The sequence below is a fragment of the Escherichia sp. KTE31 genome (genome assembly GCF_000407925.1).
In the GTDB taxonomy this organism is placed as follows: domain Bacteria; phylum Pseudomonadota; class Gammaproteobacteria; order Enterobacterales; family Enterobacteriaceae; genus Escherichia; species Escherichia ruysiae.
Genome location: NZ_KE136723.1, coordinates 614,059 through 635,006 on the forward strand (window position 1 = coordinate 614,059; position 20,948 = coordinate 635,006).

Annotated in this window: 17 protein-coding genes; 12 read left to right on the forward strand and 5 right to left on the reverse strand. The window is 52.3% G+C overall.

Features of this window, described 5'->3' with window-relative positions; genetic code table 11:
* Positions 1-57: 57 nt before the first annotated feature.
* From maeA to WES_RS10395, 4 genes are all read left to right on the forward strand, one after another.
* The gene (gene maeA / locus WES_RS10410; RefSeq protein WP_016158270.1) at positions 58-1,755 is read left to right on the forward strand and encodes a malate dehydrogenase; all 1,698 of its coding nucleotides are present in this window, start codon (positions 58-60) and stop codon (positions 1,753-1,755) included.
* Between the two features lie 133 nt (positions 1,756-1,888).
* Positions 1,889-2,899, forward strand: coding sequence for an alcohol dehydrogenase AdhP (gene adhP / locus WES_RS10405; protein WP_000642427.1), 1,011 nt, complete (start codon positions 1,889-1,891; stop codon positions 2,897-2,899).
* Positions 2,900-3,084: 185 nt separating this feature from the next.
* Positions 3,085-3,363, forward strand: coding sequence for a type II toxin-antitoxin system RelE/ParE family toxin (locus tag WES_RS10400; protein ID WP_000605676.1), 279 nt, complete (start codon positions 3,085-3,087; stop codon positions 3,361-3,363).
* Entirely contained in the window at positions 3,363-3,647 is a 285-nt protein-coding gene (locus WES_RS10395; RefSeq protein ID WP_000781370.1) for a HigA family addiction module antitoxin, read from the forward strand. The genes WES_RS10400 and WES_RS10395 overlap by 1 nt, the downstream gene beginning before the upstream one ends.
* Before the next feature lie 227 nt (positions 3,648-3,874).
* Here the strand turns inward: WES_RS10395 and fdnI are convergent, their stop codons facing one another.
* Genes fdnI through fdnG form a run of 3 tightly spaced genes read right to left on the reverse strand, consistent with a single transcriptional unit; the run spans position 3,875 to position 8,465 of the window.
* Positions 3,875-4,528: a formate dehydrogenase-N subunit gamma gene (gene fdnI / locus WES_RS10390; protein ID WP_000045638.1), complete on the reverse strand. Its 654-nt coding sequence runs from the start codon at positions 4,526-4,528 to the stop codon at positions 3,875-3,877.
* Positions 4,521-5,405 (reverse strand): formate dehydrogenase N subunit beta, encoded by an 885-nt coding sequence (fdnH, locus tag WES_RS10385; protein ID WP_001240583.1) that lies wholly within the window; start codon positions 5,403-5,405, stop codon positions 4,521-4,523. The genes fdnI and fdnH overlap by 8 nt, the downstream gene beginning before the upstream one ends.
* Before the next feature lie 12 nt (positions 5,406-5,417).
* Positions 5,418-8,465 (reverse strand): formate dehydrogenase-N subunit alpha, encoded by a 3,048-nt coding sequence (gene fdnG / locus WES_RS10380; RefSeq protein ID WP_077637332.1) that lies wholly within the window; start codon positions 8,463-8,465, stop codon positions 5,418-5,420.
* Between the two features lie 231 nt (positions 8,466-8,696).
* Here fdnG and yddG point away from each other — a divergent pair, with 231 nt between their 5' ends.
* From yddG to WES_RS10340, 7 genes are all read left to right on the forward strand, one after another.
* Complete coding sequence (gene yddG, locus WES_RS10370) at positions 8,697-9,578, forward strand: aromatic amino acid efflux DMT transporter YddG (RefSeq protein ID WP_071598993.1); 882 nt, start codon at positions 8,697-8,699, stop codon at positions 9,576-9,578.
* A gap of 265 nt (positions 9,579-9,843) precedes the next feature.
* Positions 9,844-11,232: a nitrate/nitrite transporter NarU gene (gene narU, locus WES_RS10365; protein ID WP_016158273.1), complete on the forward strand. Its 1,389-nt coding sequence runs from the start codon at positions 9,844-9,846 to the stop codon at positions 11,230-11,232.
* A 93-nt stretch (positions 11,233-11,325) separates the two neighbouring features.
* Positions 11,326-15,066 carry a nitrate reductase Z subunit alpha gene (gene narZ, locus WES_RS10360; protein ID WP_016158274.1) on the forward strand — a complete coding sequence of 1,247 codons (3,741 nt, stop codon included), beginning with the start codon at positions 11,326-11,328 and terminating at the stop codon, positions 15,064-15,066.
* The gene (gene narH, locus WES_RS10355) at positions 15,063-16,607 is read left to right on the forward strand and encodes a nitrate reductase subunit beta (protein ID WP_000702538.1); all 1,545 of its coding nucleotides are present in this window, start codon (positions 15,063-15,065) and stop codon (positions 16,605-16,607) included. Before narZ ends, narH begins: the two co-directional genes overlap by 4 nt.
* The gene (narW, locus tag WES_RS10350; RefSeq protein WP_001166379.1) at positions 16,607-17,302 is read left to right on the forward strand and encodes a nitrate reductase molybdenum cofactor assembly chaperone; all 696 of its coding nucleotides are present in this window, start codon (positions 16,607-16,609) and stop codon (positions 17,300-17,302) included. The genes narH and narW overlap by 1 nt, the downstream gene beginning before the upstream one ends.
* The gene (narI, locus tag WES_RS10345; RefSeq protein ID WP_000617142.1) at positions 17,299-17,979 is read left to right on the forward strand and encodes a respiratory nitrate reductase subunit gamma; all 681 of its coding nucleotides are present in this window, start codon (positions 17,299-17,301) and stop codon (positions 17,977-17,979) included. The genes narW and narI overlap by 4 nt, the downstream gene beginning before the upstream one ends.
* Before the next feature lie 79 nt (positions 17,980-18,058).
* Positions 18,059-18,952: a PhzF family isomerase gene (locus tag WES_RS10340; RefSeq protein WP_016158275.1), complete on the forward strand. Its 894-nt coding sequence runs from the start codon at positions 18,059-18,061 to the stop codon at positions 18,950-18,952.
* Positions 18,953-19,076: 124 nt separating this feature from the next.
* Here WES_RS10340 and nhoA read toward each other — a convergent pair whose 3' ends face one another.
* Positions 19,077-19,922, reverse strand: coding sequence for an N-hydroxyarylamine O-acetyltransferase (gene nhoA, locus WES_RS10335; protein ID WP_016158276.1), 846 nt, complete (start codon positions 19,920-19,922; stop codon positions 19,077-19,079).
* A gap of 174 nt (positions 19,923-20,096) precedes the next feature.
* Here nhoA and WES_RS10330 point away from each other — a divergent pair, with 174 nt between their 5' ends.
* Positions 20,097-20,666, forward strand: coding sequence for a flavin reductase family protein (locus tag WES_RS10330; protein WP_000077276.1), 570 nt, complete (start codon positions 20,097-20,099; stop codon positions 20,664-20,666).
* A gap of 3 nt (positions 20,667-20,669) precedes the next feature.
* Here the strand turns inward: WES_RS10330 and pptA are convergent, their stop codons facing one another.
* A complete protein-coding gene (pptA, locus tag WES_RS10325) occupies positions 20,670-20,897 on the reverse strand; it encodes a tautomerase PptA (RefSeq protein ID WP_001120153.1) in 228 nt (75 codons plus the stop codon).
* Positions 20,898-20,948: the final 51 nt, after the last annotated feature.

A 20,948-nucleotide genomic window follows, 5' to 3' on the forward strand; every position in this document is an offset into this window, starting at 1 on the left:
GGTAAAGCAAAGACGATAAAAACCCCAGGGATGGATATTCAAAAAAGAGTGAGTGACATGGAACCAAAAACAAAAAAACAGCGTTCGCTTTATATTCCTTACGCTGGCCCTGTACTGCTGGAATTTCCGTTGTTGAATAAAGGCAGCGCCTTCAGCATGGAAGAACGCCGTAACTTCAACCTGCTGGGGTTACTGCCGGAAGTGGTCGAAACCATCGAAGAACAAGCGGAACGAGCATGGATCCAGTATCAGGGATTCAAAACCGAAATCGACAAGCACATCTACCTGCGTAACATCCAGGATACTAACGAAACTCTCTTCTACCGACTGGTAAACAATCATCTTGATGAGATGATGCCCGTTATTTACACCCCGACCGTTGGCGCAGCCTGTGAGCGTTTTTCTGAGATCTACCGCCGTTCGCGCGGCGTGTTTATCTCTTACCAGAACCGCCACAATATGGACGACATTCTGCAAAACGTGCCGAATCACAACATTAAAGTGATTGTGGTGACGGATGGCGAACGTATCCTGGGTCTTGGTGACCAGGGCATCGGCGGGATGGGTATTCCAATCGGTAAACTGTCGCTCTATACCGCCTGTGGCGGCATCAGCCCGGCGTATACTCTTCCGGTGGTGCTGGATGTCGGCACCAACAACCAGCAACTGCTTAACGACCCGTTGTATATGGGCTGGCGTAATCCGCGCATCACTGACGATGAATACTATGAATTCGTTGACGAATTTATCCAGGCTGTGAAACAACGCTGGCCGAACGTGTTGCTGCAGTTTGAAGACTTTGCACAAAAAAATGCGATGCCGTTGCTTAACCGCTATCGCCATGAAATTTGTTCTTTTAACGATGACATTCAGGGCACCGCAGCGGTAACGGTAGGAACGCTGATCGCAGCCAGCCGCGCAGCAGGTGGTCAGTTAAGCGAGAAAAAGATTGTCTTCCTCGGCGCAGGTTCAGCGGGATGCGGCATTGCCGAAATGATCATCGCCCAGATCCAGCGCGAAGGATTAAGCGAGGAAGCGGCGCGGCAGAAAGTGTTTATGGTCGATCGCTTTGGTCTGCTCACCGACAAGATGCCAAACCTGCTGCCTTTCCAGACCAAACTGGTGCAGAAACGCGAAAACCTCAGTGACTGGGATACCGACAGCGATGTGCTGTCACTGCTGGATGTGGTGCGCAATGTAAAACCAGATATTCTGATTGGCGTCTCAGGACAGACCGGGCTGTTTACGGAAGAGATCATCCGTGAGATGCACAAACACTGTCCGCGTCCGATCGTGATGCCGCTGTCTAACCCGACTTCACGCGTGGAAGCCACTCCGCAGGACATTATCGCCTGGACCGAAGGTAACGCGCTGGTCGCCACTGGCAGCCCGTTTAATCCAGTGGTATGGAAAGACAAAATCTACCCTATCGCCCAGTGTAACAACGCCTTTATTTTCCCAGGCATCGGGCTGGGTGTTATTGCTTCCGGCGCGTCACGTATCACCGATGAGATGCTGATGTCGGCAAGTGAAACGCTTGCCCAGTATTCGCCGCTGGTCCTGAACGGCGAAGGTCTGGTACTACCGGAACTAAAAGATATTCAGAAAGTCTCCCGCGCAATTGCGTTTGCGGTTGGCAAAATGGCGCAGCAGCAAGGCGTGGCGGTGAAAACGTCTGCCGAAGCTTTGCAACAAGCCATTGACGATAATTTCTGGCAAGCCGAATACCGCGACTACCGCCGTACCTCCATCTAAGCCTGCGCCCGGTAGTGAAGGCTACCGGGCAATTTTCCTCTCCCTTTTTCAGATCTCATCCATACTGGGTAGTGGCAAATAAATCTCATTTGCCTCACCTGCTATGCAGAACATCATCCGAAAAGGAGGAACTATGAAGGCTGCGGTTGTTACGAAGGATCATCATGTTGACGTTACGGATAAAACGCTGCGCTCACTGAAACATGGCGAAGCCCTGCTGAAAATGGAGTGTTGTGGCGTATGTCATACCGATCTTCATGTTAAGAATGGCGATTTTGGTGATAAAACCGGCGTGATTCTTGGACACGAAGGCATTGGTGTTGTGTCAGAAGTTGGCCCTGGTGTCACCTCATTAAAACCAGGCGATCGCGCAAGCGTGGCATGGTTTTACGAAGGATGCGGTCATTGCGAATACTGTAACAGTGGTAACGAAACGCTCTGCCGTTCAGTTAAAAACGCCGGATACAGCGTTGATGGCGGCATGGCGGAAGAGTGCATCGTGGTTGCTGATTACGCAGTAAAAGTGCCAGATGGCCTGGATTCGGCTGCTGCCAGCAGCATTACCTGTGCGGGCGTCACCACCTATAAAGCGGTGAAGCTGTCAAAAATTCGTCCCGGTCAGTGGATTGCTATCTACGGTCTTGGCGGTCTGGGTAACCTCGCCCTGCAATACGCGAAGAATGTCTTTAACGCCAAAGTGATCGCCATTGATGTCAACGATGAGCAGTTAAAACTGGCAACCGAAATGGGCGCTGATTTAGCGATTAACTCACGCACCGAAGACGCCGCCAAAATTGTGCAGGAGAAAGCGGGCGGTGCACACGCTGCGGTTGTTACAGCAGTAGCCAAAGCCGCATTTAACTCGGCGGTTGATGCCGTTCGTGCAGGCGGGCGTGTTGTGGCAGTCGGTCTGCCGCCGGAGTCCATGAGCCTGGACATCCCACGCCTTGTGCTGGATGGTATTGAAGTGGTCGGTTCACTGGTCGGCACGCGCCAGGATCTCACCGAAGCTTTCCAGTTTGCCGCCGAAGGCAAAGTGGTGCCCAAAGTCGCCCTGCGTCCGTTAGCGGACATCAACACCATCTTTACCGAGATGGAAGAAGGCAAAATCCGTGGTCGTATGGTGATTGATTTCCGCCGCTAAGAGACCATTGCTGCGACTGCCATGTTCGAGTCGCAGCCTGTTTTGCGAGACGCTTTCCGCTATTTAACTCTTCTTCTTTTCCTCCCTCATCTTTCCCCTCACAATTCGCGAAAACGTAGCGAAATTTGTTGCGCTGCACGGAACAATAGTGATAGTGTTCCTTTCGAAGGAACAAGGATGAAGAGATGATAATGAATTTCAGACACAAGGGATTGCGTGACTTGTTTCTTCTTGGCAAAACCTCCGGCGTTATACCGACGCAAGTCAAAAGATTACGCCACCGACTCGCTGTAATTGATGCAGCAAGCTGTCTTGCTGATATCGATATGCCAGGTTACCGACTACACCCGTTAAGCGGCGATCGCGATGGAATTTGGGCAATCTCTGTCTCGGGCAACTGGCGGATAACGTTTGAGTTCGTCAATGGCGATGCATACATACTGGATTACGAGGACTATCACTGATGAAAATGGCCAATCATCCCCGTCCGGGGGACATCATTCAGGAATCACTGGACGAGCTGAACGTCAGCCTGCGCGAATTTGCCAGAGCAATGGAAATTGCGCCCTCAACGGCAAGCCGATTGCTGACCGGAAAAGCGGCTTTGACGCCAGAAATGGCGATTAAACTTTCCGTGGTGATCGGCAGTTCGCCGCAAATGTGGTTGAATCTGCAAAACGCGTGGAGTCTGGCAGAGGCTGAAAAAACGGTGGATGTGTCGCGACTACGCCGTCTGGTTACGCAATAAAAAAATGGCACCTTATAAAGCGCCATTTGAAACTGATAACAAACGCAACATTGCCTGATGCGCTACGCTTATCAGGCCCACATGTTCACTGCAATCTATTGGATTTGAACGGATTGTAGGCCATATAAGGCGTTCACGCCGCATCCGGCATGAACAAAGTGCACGTTGTCTACAATAAAAAATGGCGCCTTTTACAGCGCCATTTTCAGCTTAAAGTTCAAAAGAGATTATATCCCTTCTTCACTCTCTTTTTTCGCTTCTGCCTTCTCGATTTCACGATACCAGCGCGGATGGTGTTTCTTCGCCCAGCGACGGCTCACCTTCCCTTCGATCATCCCTTTAATCGACCCTTTCACCCAGAATGCCATATACATATGGATAAGGATGGCGTGGATCAGGATGATACCCGCTGCCGCGTGGATCAGCAGGCTGTAGCGGACAACCTGCATCGGGAAGTACTGCGCAAAGTACGGACGCCAGATAATCACCCCGGTCACCAGCAGCACGAAAATCATGCTCATGATTGACCAGAACATCATCTTCTGTCCGGCGTTGTACTTACCAACATCCGCCACTTTGTGCTCATTGCCTTTTAATACTTCGACAATGTTCAACAGCCATGGAATATCTTTCTTATCCGGGATGTTGTGATGCACAAAACGGAAGAACATAAACATCAGCGCAACGAAAATCGCAATGCCGAAGAACGGGTGCAAAATGCGCCCCATCTGCGGCGTACCGAAGGTTTGCGTCAGCCATTGCAGCGTCGGGAAGAAGAACGAAATCCCGGACAGCGCCACCAGGAAGAAGCAAATCACCACGGTCCAGTGACAGGCGCGATCAATAAACTTTGTGCGCACAATCATTTTCGACTTACTCATGATGCTCCTCCTCGTCATCGTCCACTTCCTTATTCGGGCCAATACCGATGTAGTGGAAAATCAACCCGGCAAAAGTGGCGATAAAGCCAGCCGCTGCCAGCGGTTTCAACGCGCCTTTCCACAAGCTCACCGAGGTATCGATCTTCGGATCTTTCGGCAGACCGTGATACAGCTCCGGCTGATCGGCGTGATGCAGCACGTACATAACGTGCGTACCACCGACACCTTCCGGGTTGTAGACGCCAGCATGTTCGTAACCACGCGCTTTCAGTTTCGCCACACGCTGTTCCGCCAGCTCCAGCATCTCCTTCTTGGTGCCGAAGTGGATAGCTCCGGTCGGACAAGTTTTCACACAAGCCGGTTCCTGGCCGACGCTGACGCGATCGACGCAGAGCGTGCATTTATATACCCGGTTATCCTCTTTGTTGAGGCGCGGAATATTAAACGGACACCCGGCAATGCAGTAACCACAGCCGATGCAGTTTTCCGACTGGAAATCGACAATCCCGTTAGCGTACTGAATGATTGCACCGGCAGACGGACATGCCTTCAGGCAGCCCGGATCTTCACAGTGCATACAGCCGTCTTTACGGATCAGCCACTCCAGCTTGCCGTTCTGTTCGGTTTCGCTAAAGCGCATCACCGTCCAGGACTTGGCGCTCAGATCGGCGGGGTTATCGTAAACCCCGACGCAGTGCCCCACTTCATCACGGATGTCGTTCCACTCCGAACACGCCACCTGGCAGGCTTTACAGCCGATACAGGTAGAAACGTCGATAAGTTTCGCGACTTCTGCTTTGTAATCACGCACCTGAGAAGGCGGCGTGATGGAGTTAGTTGCGGACCTTTTGATAATGTCCTGCGTTTCCATAGCCATCTGTTCGCCCCCTTACGCCTTCTCGATGTTTACTAAGAACGCTTTATATTCCGGCGTTTGCGAGTTTGCATCACCGACATTCGGCGTCAGAGTGTTAGCGATATAACCTTTACGCGCGACACCCTCAAAGCCCCAGTGGATTGGAATACCCACCGTTTCAACCTGCTGACCGTTTACATTCAGCGGCTTCAGACGGCGCGTTACCACAGCCACCGCGCGGATAAAGCCACGCTTGCTGGAGACAGTGACACGATCGCCATTGGCAATGCCTTTCGCCGCCGCCAGCGTTTCGCTGATTTCCACAAACTGTTCCGGCTGGGCGATTGCGTTGAGCAATGCGTGCTTGGTCCAGGTGTGGAAGTGCTCGGTCAGACGATAAGTTGTACCCACATACGGGAACTGCTCTTTTTTACCCATCCGCAGCGCGTCTTGTTCATACAGACGAACGACCGGGTTAGAAACCACGTTCGGATGCAGTGGGTTAGTTCCCAGCGGCGTTTCAATCGGCTCGTAGTGTTCCGGGAACGGACCTTCCGCCATTTTGTTAATGGCAAACAGACGTCCCATCCCTTCCGGCTGCATGATAAACGGCCCGGTTGGCGTACCCGGCGCGGCATTGCCGAAGTCAGGAATATCGTTACCCGTCCACTTGCTGCCGTTCCACTGGATCAGCATTCGTTTCGGATCCCACGGTTTACCGTTGATATCCGCCGAAGCACGGTTGTACAGCACGCGACGGTTGAGCGGCCACGCCCAGGCCCATCCCAGCGTATTCCCCAGACCGGACGGGTCGGAGTTATCGCGGTTGGCCATCTGGTTGCCCTGCTCTGTCCAGCTACCGGTATAGATCCAGCAAGAAGATGCGGTCGTACCGTCATCACGCAGATGCGCAAAGCTACTCAGCAACTGACCTTTCTTCGCAATCAGCACGCCATTGGCATCATAGAGATCTTCCAGCGCATAGCCGTTGTTCTCTTTTGCCACTTCGTCAGACTGCGGTTCGTGCGGCTGCTTGTAGTTCCAGCTCATCTTCATCAGCGGTTCTACGCCTTTACCACCTTCAGCTTTGTACAGCTCGCGCAGGTGATGGTAGATACCCGCCAGAATTTCGCCGTCGTTACGCGCTTCGCCAGGTGCGTCCTGACCTTTCCAGTGCCACTGCAACCAGCGACCGGAGTTGGCGATAGAGCCATCTTCTTCAGCAAAGCAGGTCGAAGGCAGGCGGAATACCTCAGTCTGAATAGACGCCGGATCGACATCGTTCGACTCGCCGTGGTTCTGCCAGAAAGTAGACGTTTCAGTCACCAGCGGATCGATAACCACCATGTACTTCAGCTTACTCAGGCAGCTAACCACTTTGTTTTTGTCCGGGAAGGACGCAACCGGGTTAAAGCCCTGGCAGAAATAACCGCTGACTTTGCCTTCGTCCATCATGTTGAAATACTTGATGACGTCGTAGGTCTGGTCCCACTTCGGCAGCCAGTCGTAGCCCCAGTTGTTCTCTTTCTGCGCGGCATCGCCGTAGAAAGATTTCATCAGGCTAACGAAGAACTTCGGATAGTTGCTCCAGTAGTTCACCTGATCCGCCAGCGTCGCTTTCGGCGTGTTCGCGTCCAGATAAGACTGCAAATCAACCTGTTTTTCTGACGGCAGCGTCAGATAACCCGGCAGGCTGGTAGAGAGCAGACCTAAGTCGGTAAGACCCTGAATGTTGGAGTGACCACGCAGTGCGTTCACGCCGCCACCAGCCATACCCATGTTGCCGAGCAGCAACTGGATCATCGCCATAGTACGGATGTTCTGCGCACCCACGGTGTGCTGCGTCCAGCCCAGCGCGTACAGGAAGGTGGTTGTGCGATCCGGTGCGCTGGTGGAGGCCAGCACTTCACACACTTTCAGGAAGTCGGCTTTTGGCGTACCGCAGATGTTTTCAACGACGTCCGGTGTGTAGCGGGAAACGTGCTCTTTCAGCAGGTTCCACACGCAGCGCGGATGAGTCAGCGTGTCATCGCGTTTCGCATAGCCGTTTTCATCGAACTGATAGTTCCAGGACGACTTATCGTACTGGCGTTTTTCAGCGTCATAACCGCTGAACAGGCCGTCTTCGAAAGTAAAATCATCACGCACCAGCAGGCTGGCGTTGGTGTAATGCTTAACGTATTCGGCGTTGATTTTGTTGTTTTCGATCAGGTAGCGCAAAACGCCAGACAGGAACGTAATGTCCGTACCGGAACGAATAGGTGCGTAAATATCCGCCACAGAAGCGGTACGCGTAAAACGGGGATCGACAACGATCAAGGTTGCATCGTTGTTGTTTTTCGCTTCCATCGCCCAGCGGAAACCGACGGGATGCGCTTCAGCAGCGTTACCGCCCATCACCATTACGACGTTAGCGTTTTTGATATCCACCCAGTGGTTGGTCATCGCACCGCGACCAAATGTTGGAGCAAGACTTGCTACCGTTGGTCCGTGTCAGACGCGCGCCTGGTTGTCTACCGCCAGCATCCCGAGGGAGCGGGCAAATTTCTGGGTCAGCATCCCGGTTTCGTTGCTGGCACCGGAAGCACACAGCATACCGGTAGAAAGCCAACGGTTTACCGTTACGCCCTGCTCATTCTTTTCAATAAAGTTGGCGTCACGGTCAGCTTTCATCAGCTTCGCAATACGGGAGAATGCTTCTTCCCAGCTAATGCGCTGCCATTTATCAGAGCCTGGCGCACGATATTCCGGGTAACGCAGACGGTTTTCGCTGTTCACGTAATCCAGCAAACCGGCGCCTTTCGGGCACAGTGCGCCGCGACTTACCGGATGATCCGGGTCACCTTCAATGTGATAAATCGCTTCTCTGGCGTTTTTCGCGCCATCACCCAGGCTATACATCAATAGCCCGCAACCTACGGAACAGTATGTGCAGGTGTTACGGATCTCTTTAGCGCGTAATAATTTGTAGTTTCGCGCCTGAGCCAGTGCTTGCTTCGGGGCAAAGCCCAATGCCGCTACTGTTGTTCCAGCCATACCGCCCGCGCAGATTTTAAAAAATTGTCTGCGACTGACGTCCATTGCTTTCCTCTTTTTTCAGGGGTATTACTGCGCGAGGAAACTAACAGTAAAATTCTGAATCTTTTTGCGCGAAATCAAAAAGAACACGTGTTTGCCACAAAATAATCCGCCTGCGCAAATTGACCTACCTCAATGGCGGTAGAAAAACGCACCACTGCCTGACAGGCCGGTTAAAAAAATGCTATAAATTTCAGCTTAATTTTTAACGGCAAGAGAGACTAAACAGCGAGCATGACACGACAAAAAGCAACGCTCATAGGGCTAATCGCGATCGTCCTGTGGAGCACCATGGTGGGGTTAATTCGCGGCGTCAGTGAGGGGCTTGGTCCGGTCGGTGGTGCGGCAGCGATCTTTTCATTAAGCGGACTGCTGTTAATATTCACCGTTGGATTCCCACGTATCCGGCAGATCCCGAAAGGCTATTTACTTGCTGGCAGCGTATTGTTCGTGAGTTATGAAATCTGCCTCGCGCTTTCCTTAGGTTATGCTGCTACCCGCCATCAGGCGATAGAAGTGGGTATGGTGAACTATTTATGGCCCAGCCTGACGATACTTTTCGCCATTCTTTTTAATGGTCAGAAAACAAACTGGCTGATTATTCCCGGATTGCTTTTAGCCTTGATGGGTGTCTGTTGGGTATTAGGCGGCGACAATGGGCTGCAATATGATGAAATCATCAATAATATTACCACCAGTCCATTAAGTTATTTTTTGGCGTTTATTGGTGCGTTTATCTGGGCAGCTTATTGCACAGTCACTAATAAATATGCCCGTGGATTTAACGGCATTACCGTTTTCGTTCTTCTGACGGGAGCAAGTCTCTGGATTTACTATTTTATAACGCCACAACCAGAGATGGTTTTTAGCTTCCCCGTCATCGTTAAACTCATATCTGCGGCATTAACTTTAGGATTTGCTTACGCCGCCTGGAATGTCGGTATTTTACATGGCAATGTAACGATTATGGCAGTGGGTTCTTATTTTACGCCTGTACTTTCTTCTGCTCTCGCTGCCGTGCTACTCAACGCACCGCTATCGTTCTCATTCTGGCAAGGCGCACTCATGGTCTGTGGCGGTTCTCTGCTCTGTTGGCTGGCGACACGTCACCGATAAAGAAAGATAGCAACGCTTCATGCTGCAACAAAACACGTCCAGGCTATGCGGATTGAAATATTAGTGAAGGCAATGATATATCTTTGTTACATTCAGTAACACATAACCCTTCAGATAATCCGCATTCTCGCCGCGCGGCTGCGCTTTCTTATCTATTCTTTCAGTCAGTATCTCACCTGATTCTCTTAATTCTAAAAGTGGGTCATCGCGCCCAACGTCCTGTCTTTCTTTTTTTCATTACCAACGTGTGCATGTGAGGAAGAATATGGCACTGCAAAATGAGAAAAGTAATCGTTATCTTTTGCGTGACTGGAAGCCAGAAAATCCGACCTTCTGGGAAAATAAAGGAAAACATATAGCACGAAGAAATCTCTGGATATCAGTCAGTTGTTTACTTCTTGCATTCTGTGTCTGGATGTTATTTAGCGCAGTCACCGTTAATCTCAATAAAATTGGCTTTAATTTTACGACCGATCAGCTTTTTTTATTAACCGCATTACCCTCCGTTTCTGGCGCATTATTACGTGTCCCCTACTCCTTTATGGTGCCTATATTTGGTGGGCGTCGCTGGACTGTTTTTAGTACCGCGATCTTGATTATTCCCTGCGTCTGGCTCGGTATTGCCGTACAAAACACCCATACTCCTTTTGGAATATTTATTGTTATTGCCTTGCTGTGTGGTTTCGCTGGCGCGAACTTCGCTTCCAGTATGGGTAATATCAGTTTTTTCTTCCCGAAAGCAAAACAAGGTAGCGCATTAGGGATTAATGGCGGATTAGGCAATTTAGGCGTCAGCGTGATGCAACTGGTTGCGCCACTGGTGATTTTTGTTCCGGTATTTGCCTTTCTCGGTGTTAATGGCGTACCGCAGGCCGATGGCTCGGTGATGTCGCTGGCGAACGCCGCATGGATTTGGGTGCCACTGCTGGCAATTGCCACTATCGCCGCCTGGTTTGGGATGAACGATATCGCCAGTTCACGCGCGTCAATTGCCGATCAGTTACCTGTGTTACAACGCCTGCATCTCTGGCTGTTGAGTTTGCTCTATCTTGCCACCTTCGGTTCGTTTATCGGTTTTTCCGCTGGTTTTGCCATGCTGGCGAAAACTCAGTTCCCGGATGTGAATATTCTGCAACTGGCGTTCTTTGGGCCGTTTATCGGCGCGATTGCCCGGTCAGTTGGCGGTGCTATCTCCGATAAATTTGGCGGCGTGCGGGTGACGCTTATCAACTTTATTTTTATGGCACTTTTCAGTGCCCTGTTGTTCCTCACTCTGCCTGGTACAGGTTCCGGCAATTTCATCGCATTTTTCGCCGTGTTTATGGGGTTGTTCCTGACAGCGGGTCTGGGTAGCGGCTCCACCTTCCAGATGATTGCCGTCATCTTCCGCCAGATAACCATTTATCGCGTCAAGATGAAAGGCGGCAGCGATGATGAAGCGCAGCGAGAAGCGATCACCGAAACGGCGGCAGCTCTGGGCTTTATCTCAGCCATTGGCGCAGTGGGCGGCTTTTTTATTCCGCAGGCGTTTGGCATGTCGCTGAATATGACCGGCTCTCCGGTGGGCGCGATGAAAGTGTTTTTAATCTTTTACATCATCTGTGTACTGCTGACCTGGCTGGTCTATGGCCGGCGAAAATTTAGCCAAAAATAAGAGATCGATGCCTGACGCGTCGAGTCGCACCCGTAGGCCGGATAAGGCGTTTGGCATCAGATCCCAAATCATTCCTGGAGCAGGAGTCATGTCATGAGTAAACTTTTGGATCGCTTTCGCTACTTCAAACAAAAGGGCGAAACCTTTGCCGATGGTCACGGACAGGTGATGCATAGCAACCGCGACTGGGAGGACAGCTATCGCCAGCGTTGGCAATTCGACAAAATCGTGCGTTCCACCCACGGCGTTAACTGTACCGGCTCCTGTAGCTGGAAAATCTACGTTAAAAACGGCCTGGTGACCTGGGAAATTCAGCAGACCGACTACCCGCGCACTCGCCCTGACCTACCCAATCATGAACCACGCGGCTGCCCGCGCGGCGCAAGTTACTCCTGGTATCTCTACAGCGCCAACCGCCTGAAATACCCGCTAATTCGTAAACGGCTGATTGAACTGTGGCGCGAAGCACTTAAACAACACAGCGATCCGGTACTGGCGTGGGCATCGATTATGAATGACCCGCAAAAGTGCTTGAGCTACAAGCAGATACGCGGGCGCGGTGGCTTTATCCGCTCCAACTGGCAGGAACTGAATCAACTGATTGCCGCCGCTAACGTCTGGACCATCAAAACCTACGGCCCGGATCGCGTTGCCGGTTTCTCGCCGATCCCGGCGATGTCGATGGTCTCTTACGCCGCCGGAACGCGTTATTTATCACTACTTGGCGGCACCTGCTTAAGTTTCTATGACTGGTATTGTGACCTGCCGCCCGCCTCGCCGATGACCTGGGGCGAGCAAACCGACGTGCCGGAATCCGCCGACTGGTATAACTCCAGCTACATCATTGCCTGGGGTTCTAACGTACCGCAGACGCGCACGCCAGACGCCCACTTCTTTACCGAAGTACGTTACAAAGGCACCAAAACTATCGCCATTACCCCGGACTACTCGGAAGTAGCAAAACTGTGCGACCAGTGGCTGGCGCCAAAGCAAGGCACCGATAGCGCACTGGCAATGGCGATGGGACATGTGATTTTAAGAGAGTTTCATCTCGACAACCCCAGCGACTACTTTATCAACTACTGCCGCCGCTACAGCGATATGCCGATGCTGGTGATGCTGGAACCGCGCGACGATGGCAGCTACGTGCCTGGACGCATGATCCGCGCGTCTGACCTGGTGGATGGTCTGGGTGAAAGCAACAATCCGCAGTGGAAAACCGTGGCAGTTAATACCGCTGGGGAACTGGTGGTGCCGAACGGTTCGATTGGTTTTCGCTGGGGAGAAAAAGGCAAATGGAATCTGGAATCCATTGCCGCAGGTTCAGAAACAGAGTTGTCGTTAACCCTGCTCGGTCAACACGACGCTGTTGCTGGCGTGGCTTTCTCCTACTTTGGCGGCATTGAAAACCCGCATTTTCGCAGCGTAAAACACGATCCGATTCTGGTACGCCAGCTTCCGGTGAAAAATCTGACGCTCGCCGATGGCAGTACCTGTCCGGTGGTCAGCGTTTATGATCTGGTGCTGGCGAATTACGGTCTCGATCGCGGGCTGGAAGATGAAAACAGCGCGAAAGATTACGCTGAAATCAAAGCCTACACGCCGGCCTGGGGCGAGCAAATTACCGGCGTGCCGCGTCAGTATATTGAAACCATCGCCCGTGAATTTGCCGATACTGCCCATAAAACCCACGGACGTTCGATGATTATCCTCGGTGCTGGTGTTAACCACTGGTATCACATGGATATGAACTACCGTGGGATGATCAATATGCTGATCTTCTGCGGTTGTGTCGGGCAAAGCGGTGGCGGCTGGGCGCACTATGTCGGTCAGGAAAAACTGCGTCCGCAAACCGGTTGGTTACCACTGGCCTTTGCGCTTGACTGGAACCGCCCACCGCGCCAGATGAACAGCACCTCATTTTTTTACAATCACTCAAGCCAGTGGCGCTATGAAAAAGTCACCGCTCAGGAATTGCTCTCACCGCTTGCCGATGCCAGTAAATACAGCGGTCATCTGATTGATTTCAACGTTCGCGCCGAACGCATGGGCTGGCTACCTTCTGCGCCGCAGTTGGGGCATAATCCGCTCACGTTGAAAGCCGAAGCCGACAAGGCCGGATTGTCACCCGCCGAATTTACCGCTCAGGCGCTGAAATCGGGCGATTTGCGTATGGCCTGCGAGCAGCCGGATAACGGCAGCAATCATCCGCGTAACCTGTTTGTCTGGCGTTCTAACCTGCTTGGCTCCTCCGGCAAAGGCCATGAGTATATGCAGAAATATCTGCTGGGTACGGAAAGCGGTATTCAGGGGGAAGAACTTGGGCCGACGGAGGGAATTCAACCGGAAGAAGTTGAGTGGCAAACCGCCGCGATAGAGGGCAAGCTCGACCTGCTGGTGACGCTCGACTTCCGCATGTCCAGCACCTGTTTATTCTCCGATATCGTCCTGCCCACCGCGACCTGGTACGAAAAAGACGATATGAATACCTCGGATATGCATCCGTTTATTCATCCGCTTTCAGCGGCGGTCGATCCGGCGTGGGAGTCTCGCAGCGACTGGGAAATCTACAAAGGTATCGCCAAAGCATTCTCGCAAGTCTGCGTGGGGCATCTTGGCAAAGAAACAGATATTGTACTGCAACCGTTGTTACACGACTCTCCGGCCGAACTCTCCCAGCCGTGTGAAGTGCTCGACTGGCGCAAAGGCGAATGCGACCTGATCCCAGGTAAAACCGCGCCGAATATTGTGGCGGTGGAGCGCGACTACCCTGCTACCTATGAACGTTTTACCTCGCTGGGGCCGTTGATGGACAAACTTGGCAACGGCGGTAAAGGGATTTCGTGGAATACTCAGGATGAAATCGATTTCCTCGGCAAACTCAATTACACCAAACGTGATGGCCCGGCTCAGGGGCGTCCGCTGATTGACACCGCCATTGACGCTTCAGAAGTGATTCTGGCACTGGCACCGGAAACCAACGGTCATGTTGCAGTCAAAGCGTGGCAGGCGCTGGGCGAGATCACCGGGCGCGAACATACTCATCTGGCGCTGCACAAAGAGGACGAGAAGATTCGCTTTCGCGATATTCAGGCGCAGCCGCGTAAAATAATCTCCAGCCCCACATGGTCCGGTCTGGAAAGCGATCACGTCTCCTATAACGCGGGATACACCAACGTTCATGAGTTAATTCCGTGGCGCACGCTGTCGGGGCGCCAGCAGCTCTATCAGGATCATCCGTGGATGCGCGCCTTTGGTGAAAGCCTGGTGGCTTATCGTCCACCTATCGACACCCGTAGCGTCAGTGAAATGCGCCAGATCCCGCCAAACGGCTTCCCGGAAAAAGCACTTAACTTCCTGACGCCGCACCAGAAATGGGGCATTCATTCTACCTACAGTGAAAACCTGCTAATGCTGACGCTCTCGCGCGGCGGACCGATTGTCTGGATCAGCGAAACCGATGCCCGCGAACTGACCATTGTTGATAACGACTGGGTGGAAGTGTTTAACGCCAACGGTGCGTTGACGGCTCGAGCGGTGGTCAGCCAGCGCGTGCCGCCGGGCATGACCATGATGTATCACGCTCAGGAACGCATTATGAATATCCCCGGATCGGAAGTGACCGGAATGCGCGGCGGTATTCATAACTCAGTCACCCGCGTTTGCCCGAAGCCGACGCATATGATTGGCGGTTACGCGCAACTGGCCTGGGGCTTTAACTACTACGGCACCGTCGGCTCGAACCGCGATGAATTCATCATGATCCGCAAGATGAAGAACGTTAACTGGCTGGACGATGAAGGTCGCGATCAGGTACAGGAGGCGAAAAAATGAAAATACGTTCGCAAGTCGGCATGGTGCTTAACCTCGATAAATGTATCGGCTGCCACACCTGTTCGGTGACCTGTAAAAACGTCTGGACCGGGCGCGAAGGCATGGAGTACGCATGGTTTAACAACGTCGAAACTAAACCTGGCATTGGTTATCCGAAAAACTGGGAAGATCAGGAAGAGTGGCAAGGCGGCTGGGTGCGTGATGTGAATGGCAAGATCCGCCCGCGCCTGGGCAGCAAGATGGGCGTAATAACCAAAATCTTCGCCAACCCGGTGATACCGCAGATTGATGATTACTACGAACCTTTCACCTTCGACTACGAACATTTGCATAGCGCACCGGAAGGCAAACATATCCCTACTGCTCGCCCGCGTTCGCTGATTGACGGCAAACGGATGGACAAAGTGATCTGGGGGCCAAACTGGGAAGAACTGCTGGGCGGCGAGTTTGAAAAACGTGCCCGCGACCGCAACTTCGAGGCCATGCAAAAGGAGATGTACGGTCAGTTTGAAAACACCTTCATGATGTACCTGCCGCGCCTGTGCGAACACTGTCTTAACCCTAGCTGCGTGGCGACCTGCCCCAGCGGCGCTATCTACAAACGCGAAGAAGACGGCATTGTGCTGATCGATCAGGATAAATGTCGTGGCTGGCGCTTGTGCATTAGCGGTTGTCCATACAAAAAAATCTACTTCAACTGGAAAAGCGGCAAGTCAGAAAAATGCATCTTCTGTTATCCGCGAATTGAGTCAGGTCAGCCAACGGTCTGCTCCGAAACCTGCGTGGGTCGCATTCGTTATCTTGGTGTACTGCTCTACGACGCCGACCGCATCGAGGAAGCGGCGAGCACCGAGCGCGAAGTTGATCTCTATGAACGCCAGTGCGAAGTGTTCCTCGATCCGCACGATCCATCAGTGATCGAAGAAGCCCTGAAACAAGGTATCCCGCAAAACGTGATTGAGGCAGCTCAGCGTTCGCCTGTTTACAAAATGGCGATGGACTGGAAACTGGCGCTACCACTGCACCCGGAATATCGCACCCTGCCGATGGTCTGGTACGTGCCGCCGCTGTCGCCGATTCAGTCTTACGCCGACGCGGGCGGACTGCCCAAAAGCGAAGGCGTGCTTCCCGCCATCGAAAGCCTGCGTATTCCGGTGCAATACCTCGCCAATATGTTGAGTGCGGGCGATACCGGCCCTGTACTGCGGGCGCTGAAACGGATGATGGCAATGCGCCACTATATGCGTTCGCAAACCGTAGAAGGCGTAACTGATACCCGCGCAATCGACGAAGTCGGGCTGAGCGTCGCCCAGGTGGAAGATATGTATCGCTATCTCGCTATCGCCAACTATGAAGATCGGTTTGTCATTCCGACCAGCCATCGGGAAATGGCGGGCGACGCCTTCGGTGAACGCAACGGCTGCGGCTTTACTTTTGGCGACGGTTGCCACGGCTCTGATACTAAATTCAACCTGTTCAACAGTAGCCGGATCGATGCTATCGACATTACCGAAGTACGCAATAAAGCGGAGGGGGAATAATGCAAATCCTCAAAGTGATCGGCTTGTTGATGGAGTACCCGGACGAGCTGCTATGGGAGAACAAAGACGACGCGCTGGCGCTGATTCGCCACGACGCGCCGATGCTCACCGATTTCACCTGCGATCTGCTTAATGCGCCGCTGCTGGATAAACAGGCTGAATGGTGTGAAGTGTTTGACCGTGGACGTACCACCTCGCTGCTGCTATTTGAACATGTTCATGCCGAGTCACGCGATCGCGGTCAGGCAATGGTGGATCTGCTGGCGGAGTATGAAAAAGTCGGCCTGCAACTAAATTGTCGCGAGCTACCTGATTATCTGCCTTTGTATCTGGAGTATTTAAGTGTGCTACCCGACAACCAGGCTAAAGAAGGTTTGCTCAACGTTGCGCCAATCCTCGCCCTGCTTGGCGGGCGTTTAAAACAACGCGAGGCGCCGTGGTATCCGTTGTTTGACGCCCTGCTGCATCTGGCGGGAAGTACACTCTCAAGTGACAGTGTCACAAAACAGATACGCAGCGAGGAGCGCGACGACACCCGTCAGGCACTGGATGCGGTGTGGGAAGAGGAACAGGTGAAGTTTATTGAAGATAACGCCACGGCGTGTGACAGCTCGCCGCTTAATCAATATCAGCGACGCTTTAGTCAGGATGTCGCACCGCAGTATGTGGACATCAGTGCGGGAGGTGAGAAATGATTCAGTATCTGAACGTCTTTTTTTACGATATCTACCCGTACTTGTGTGGCACGGTTTTTATCCTCGGAAGCTGGCTGCGCTACGATTACGGGCAGTACACCTGGCGTGCCTCCTCCAGCCAGATGCTGGATAAACGCGGGATGGTGCTGTGGTCGAACTTGTTCCATATCGGCATTCTGGGGATCTTCTTCGGTCATCTGTTCGGCATGTTAACGCCGCACTGGATGTATGCGTGGTTCCTTCCGGTGGCGGTAAAACAGCAGATGGCGATGGTTCTCGGCGGTATTTGCGGTGTATTAACGTTGATTGGCGGTGCGGGGCTGCTGGTGCGCCGTTTAACGAATCCGCGTATCAGGGCGACGTCTTCTGGTGCGGATATCCTGATCCTCGCTATTTTGTTAATTCAGTGCATTCTTGGGTTAACCACCATTCCCTTTTCAGCACAACATCCGGACGGCAGTGAAATGATGAAGCTGGTGGGATGGGCGCAAAGCATCGTCACTTTCCAGGGCGGCGCATCGACGCATCTTGATGGCGTAGCTTACATCTTCCGCGTTCATCTGGTGTTGGGAATGACCATCTTCCTGCTCTTCCCGTTCACCCGACTGGTGCATGTATGGAGCGCACCATTTGAGTACTTTACCCGCAGGTATCAGATTGTACGTTCGCGGCGATAATTCTCATGCTGGCCGGATAGCCTTTCGCTCTCCGGCCGATTGCAGGCTATGATAGTTCTCCAGCCACAGGAGAACGTTAATGAAACCGCAGATTTATCACGTCGATGCTTTTACCTCTCAACCGTTTCGCGGCAATTCTGCCGGTGTTGTTTTCCCTGCCGATAATCTTAGCGAAGCGCAAATGCAACTTATTGCCCGCGAGTTAGGCCATTCGGAAACGGCTTTTCTGCTGCACAGTGACGACAGCGATGTACGTATTCGCTACTTTACGCCAACGGTTGAAGTGCCGATTTGCGGTCACGCGACGGTAGCAGCGCACTATGTACGTTCAAAGGTATTGGGTTTGGGAAATTGCACCGTCTGGCAAACATCGCTGGCGGGAAAGCACCGTGTCACTATCGAAAAACAAAACGGGGATTATCGTATTTCTCTGGAGCAAGGCTCGCCGGGCTTTGAACCGCCGCTGGAAGGTGAAGCTCGCGCGGCAATTATCAACGCGCTTCATCTCACTGAAGACGATATTTTGCCAGGCTTGCCAATTCAGGTGGCAACCACAGGACACTCAAAAGTGATGATTCCGCTGAAACCGGAAGTGGATATCGACGCCCTTTCGCCTGACCTTGCTGCGCTGACCGCTATCAGTAAACAGATTGGCTGCAATGGTTTCTTCCCCTTCCAGATCCGCCCAGGCAAAAATGAAACCGATGGTCGCATGTTCTCGCCTGCGATTGGTATTGTGGAAGATCCGGTGACCGGCAATGCCAATGGCCCGATGGGCGCATGGTTGGTACATCACAACGTATTGCCTCACGATGGCAACGAGTTGCGTGTTAAAGGCCATCAGGGGCGCGCAATAGGTCGTGATGGCGTGATTGATGTGACGGTGACAATTCGGGACAACCAACCGGAGAAAGTCACCATTTCTGGCACAGCGGTGATTTTGTTTCATGCCGAATGGGCCATTGATCTCTGAAACCGTTGCCGGTCCCAATTGCCTGATGCGCTTCGCTTATCAGGCCTACAAGGCGTATCGTAATTTATTGAATGTGTTGGCTAATTTAGGCCGGATAAGGCGTTTGCGCCGCATCCGGCACAAACTATTTCCCTGCCTCCGGATGCGTATCAAACGCCGCCATCACCAGTGCCAGTTCATCCACGGTAAACCCATGTTTCGCATCATCCACGCCCAGCCCAAATTGTTCCTGCATCACGGCATATAACGACGCCACATCTGGCAGATTCCGCTGATCCACCGCGTGCCCATTTTCATAATGGGTGAAATGGAAATTGGTCAGCGTCAGTTTGCCACCGTCCGGCAAATGGCGGCACATCAACAGATGATGGCGAAAATGCGACTGCGGCCAGTGCGCCGACCAGAAATTGCCCATCACATAATCACTTTGTTGCTGCTCGCAGAGATCAAAACGGTACATCGACTGCCAGTGCTGATGATGATTAAACTGCAAAACCCAGTTATCACCCTCCTGCAACAACCGATACTCTCCGTGTGGCGTGGTTTGCGCGATATCCGGCACTAAACGGATTGGCGCGGTCAGCGTCTGACCACCAAAACCGACGTCGGCAATCCATTGTTCACCTTCCAGTTCCACTAACAACAGACGGTGCGTGCGCGGCGGCAACGATGGGGGGTTAGATAACACTACGCGACCTAACAAACTGCGAACGTTAAACCCCAGTTCGCGTAACACCCGCTCGAACACACCATTCTGCTCAAAACAGTAACCGCCACGTCGCGCAGTCACCAGTTTCTCTTCCAGCGATTGATCATCAAGCTGGATTTCTCTCGGCAGCAAAACGTCGAGATTTTCAAATGGAATAGTGCAATTGTGTTTCAGGTGTAATGCTCTTAGCGTATCGATATTGACCGCAGCAGCATCCGTCCAGCGAATACGGGCAAAATAGTGATTCAGAATGGGCGTCATCAGGCGTTTCCCTTAGTGGTTTTCTCAACTTATAACCTGGAATAGATGCCACACCGGCTATTTTGTGCGATCGCGGACAAGCATCACGTTCGCAAATCGCCAATCCCGTTAATTTCGTTACTTATTGCGTTACGAGCTACGCTTTTAAAACAACCTTCTTAGCGAGGCGATACCGTGAGCCAGTTTATTCCCGTTGAGTTGCATCATGCCAGCCGTCTGTTAAACCACGGACCTACCGTCTTGATCACCAGTTTCGATGAGCAATCCCAGCGACGTAACATTATGGCTGCGGCCTGGTCGATGCCCGTAGAGTTCGAACCACCACGCGTGGCCATTGTGGTTGATAAATCGACATGGTCACGGGAGTTGATTGAACGTAGTGGCATGTTTGGCATTGTGATCCCAGGAGTCGCAGCAACTAACTGGACGTGGGCAGTGGGCAGCATTTCTGGGCGTGATGAAGATAAGTTTAACTGTTATGGCATTCCGGTTGTGAAAGGCCCGGTACTTGGCTTGCCGGTGGTCGAAGAGAAATGTCTGGCATGGATGGAGTGCCGCTTGCTTCCCGCAACTTCTGCGCAAGAAAAATACGACACGTTGTTTGGCGAAGTGGTATCAGCAGCGGCAGACGCTCGTGTTTTTGTCGAAGGCCGCTGGCAATTTGATGACGATAAACTCAATACGCTACATCATTTAGGCGCTGGCACCTTTGTTACCAGCGGCAAGCGTGTTACGGCAGGTTAAGCATTACATGCTGTAACCGGGTTTCTTTATCAACGTCTCCATTTGGGGCGCGATTTCGGCGTCCCAGACCGCTTGCCATGATTCCGGTTGTATCTGTTGTAGTGCAATGCTTATCGAACTCTCTTTACTGTTCAGATGGCGAATAATGACGTCGGTAATCTCCGCCGCCAGTGCCGTTTTTTGTTGTTCATCCAGTTCACGGGGAAAACATTTAATGTCTATGTGTGGCATTGTTGTGCTCCTTTTGAAAGATGTCAGCAAAATTAGCACAAGCCGAAAACG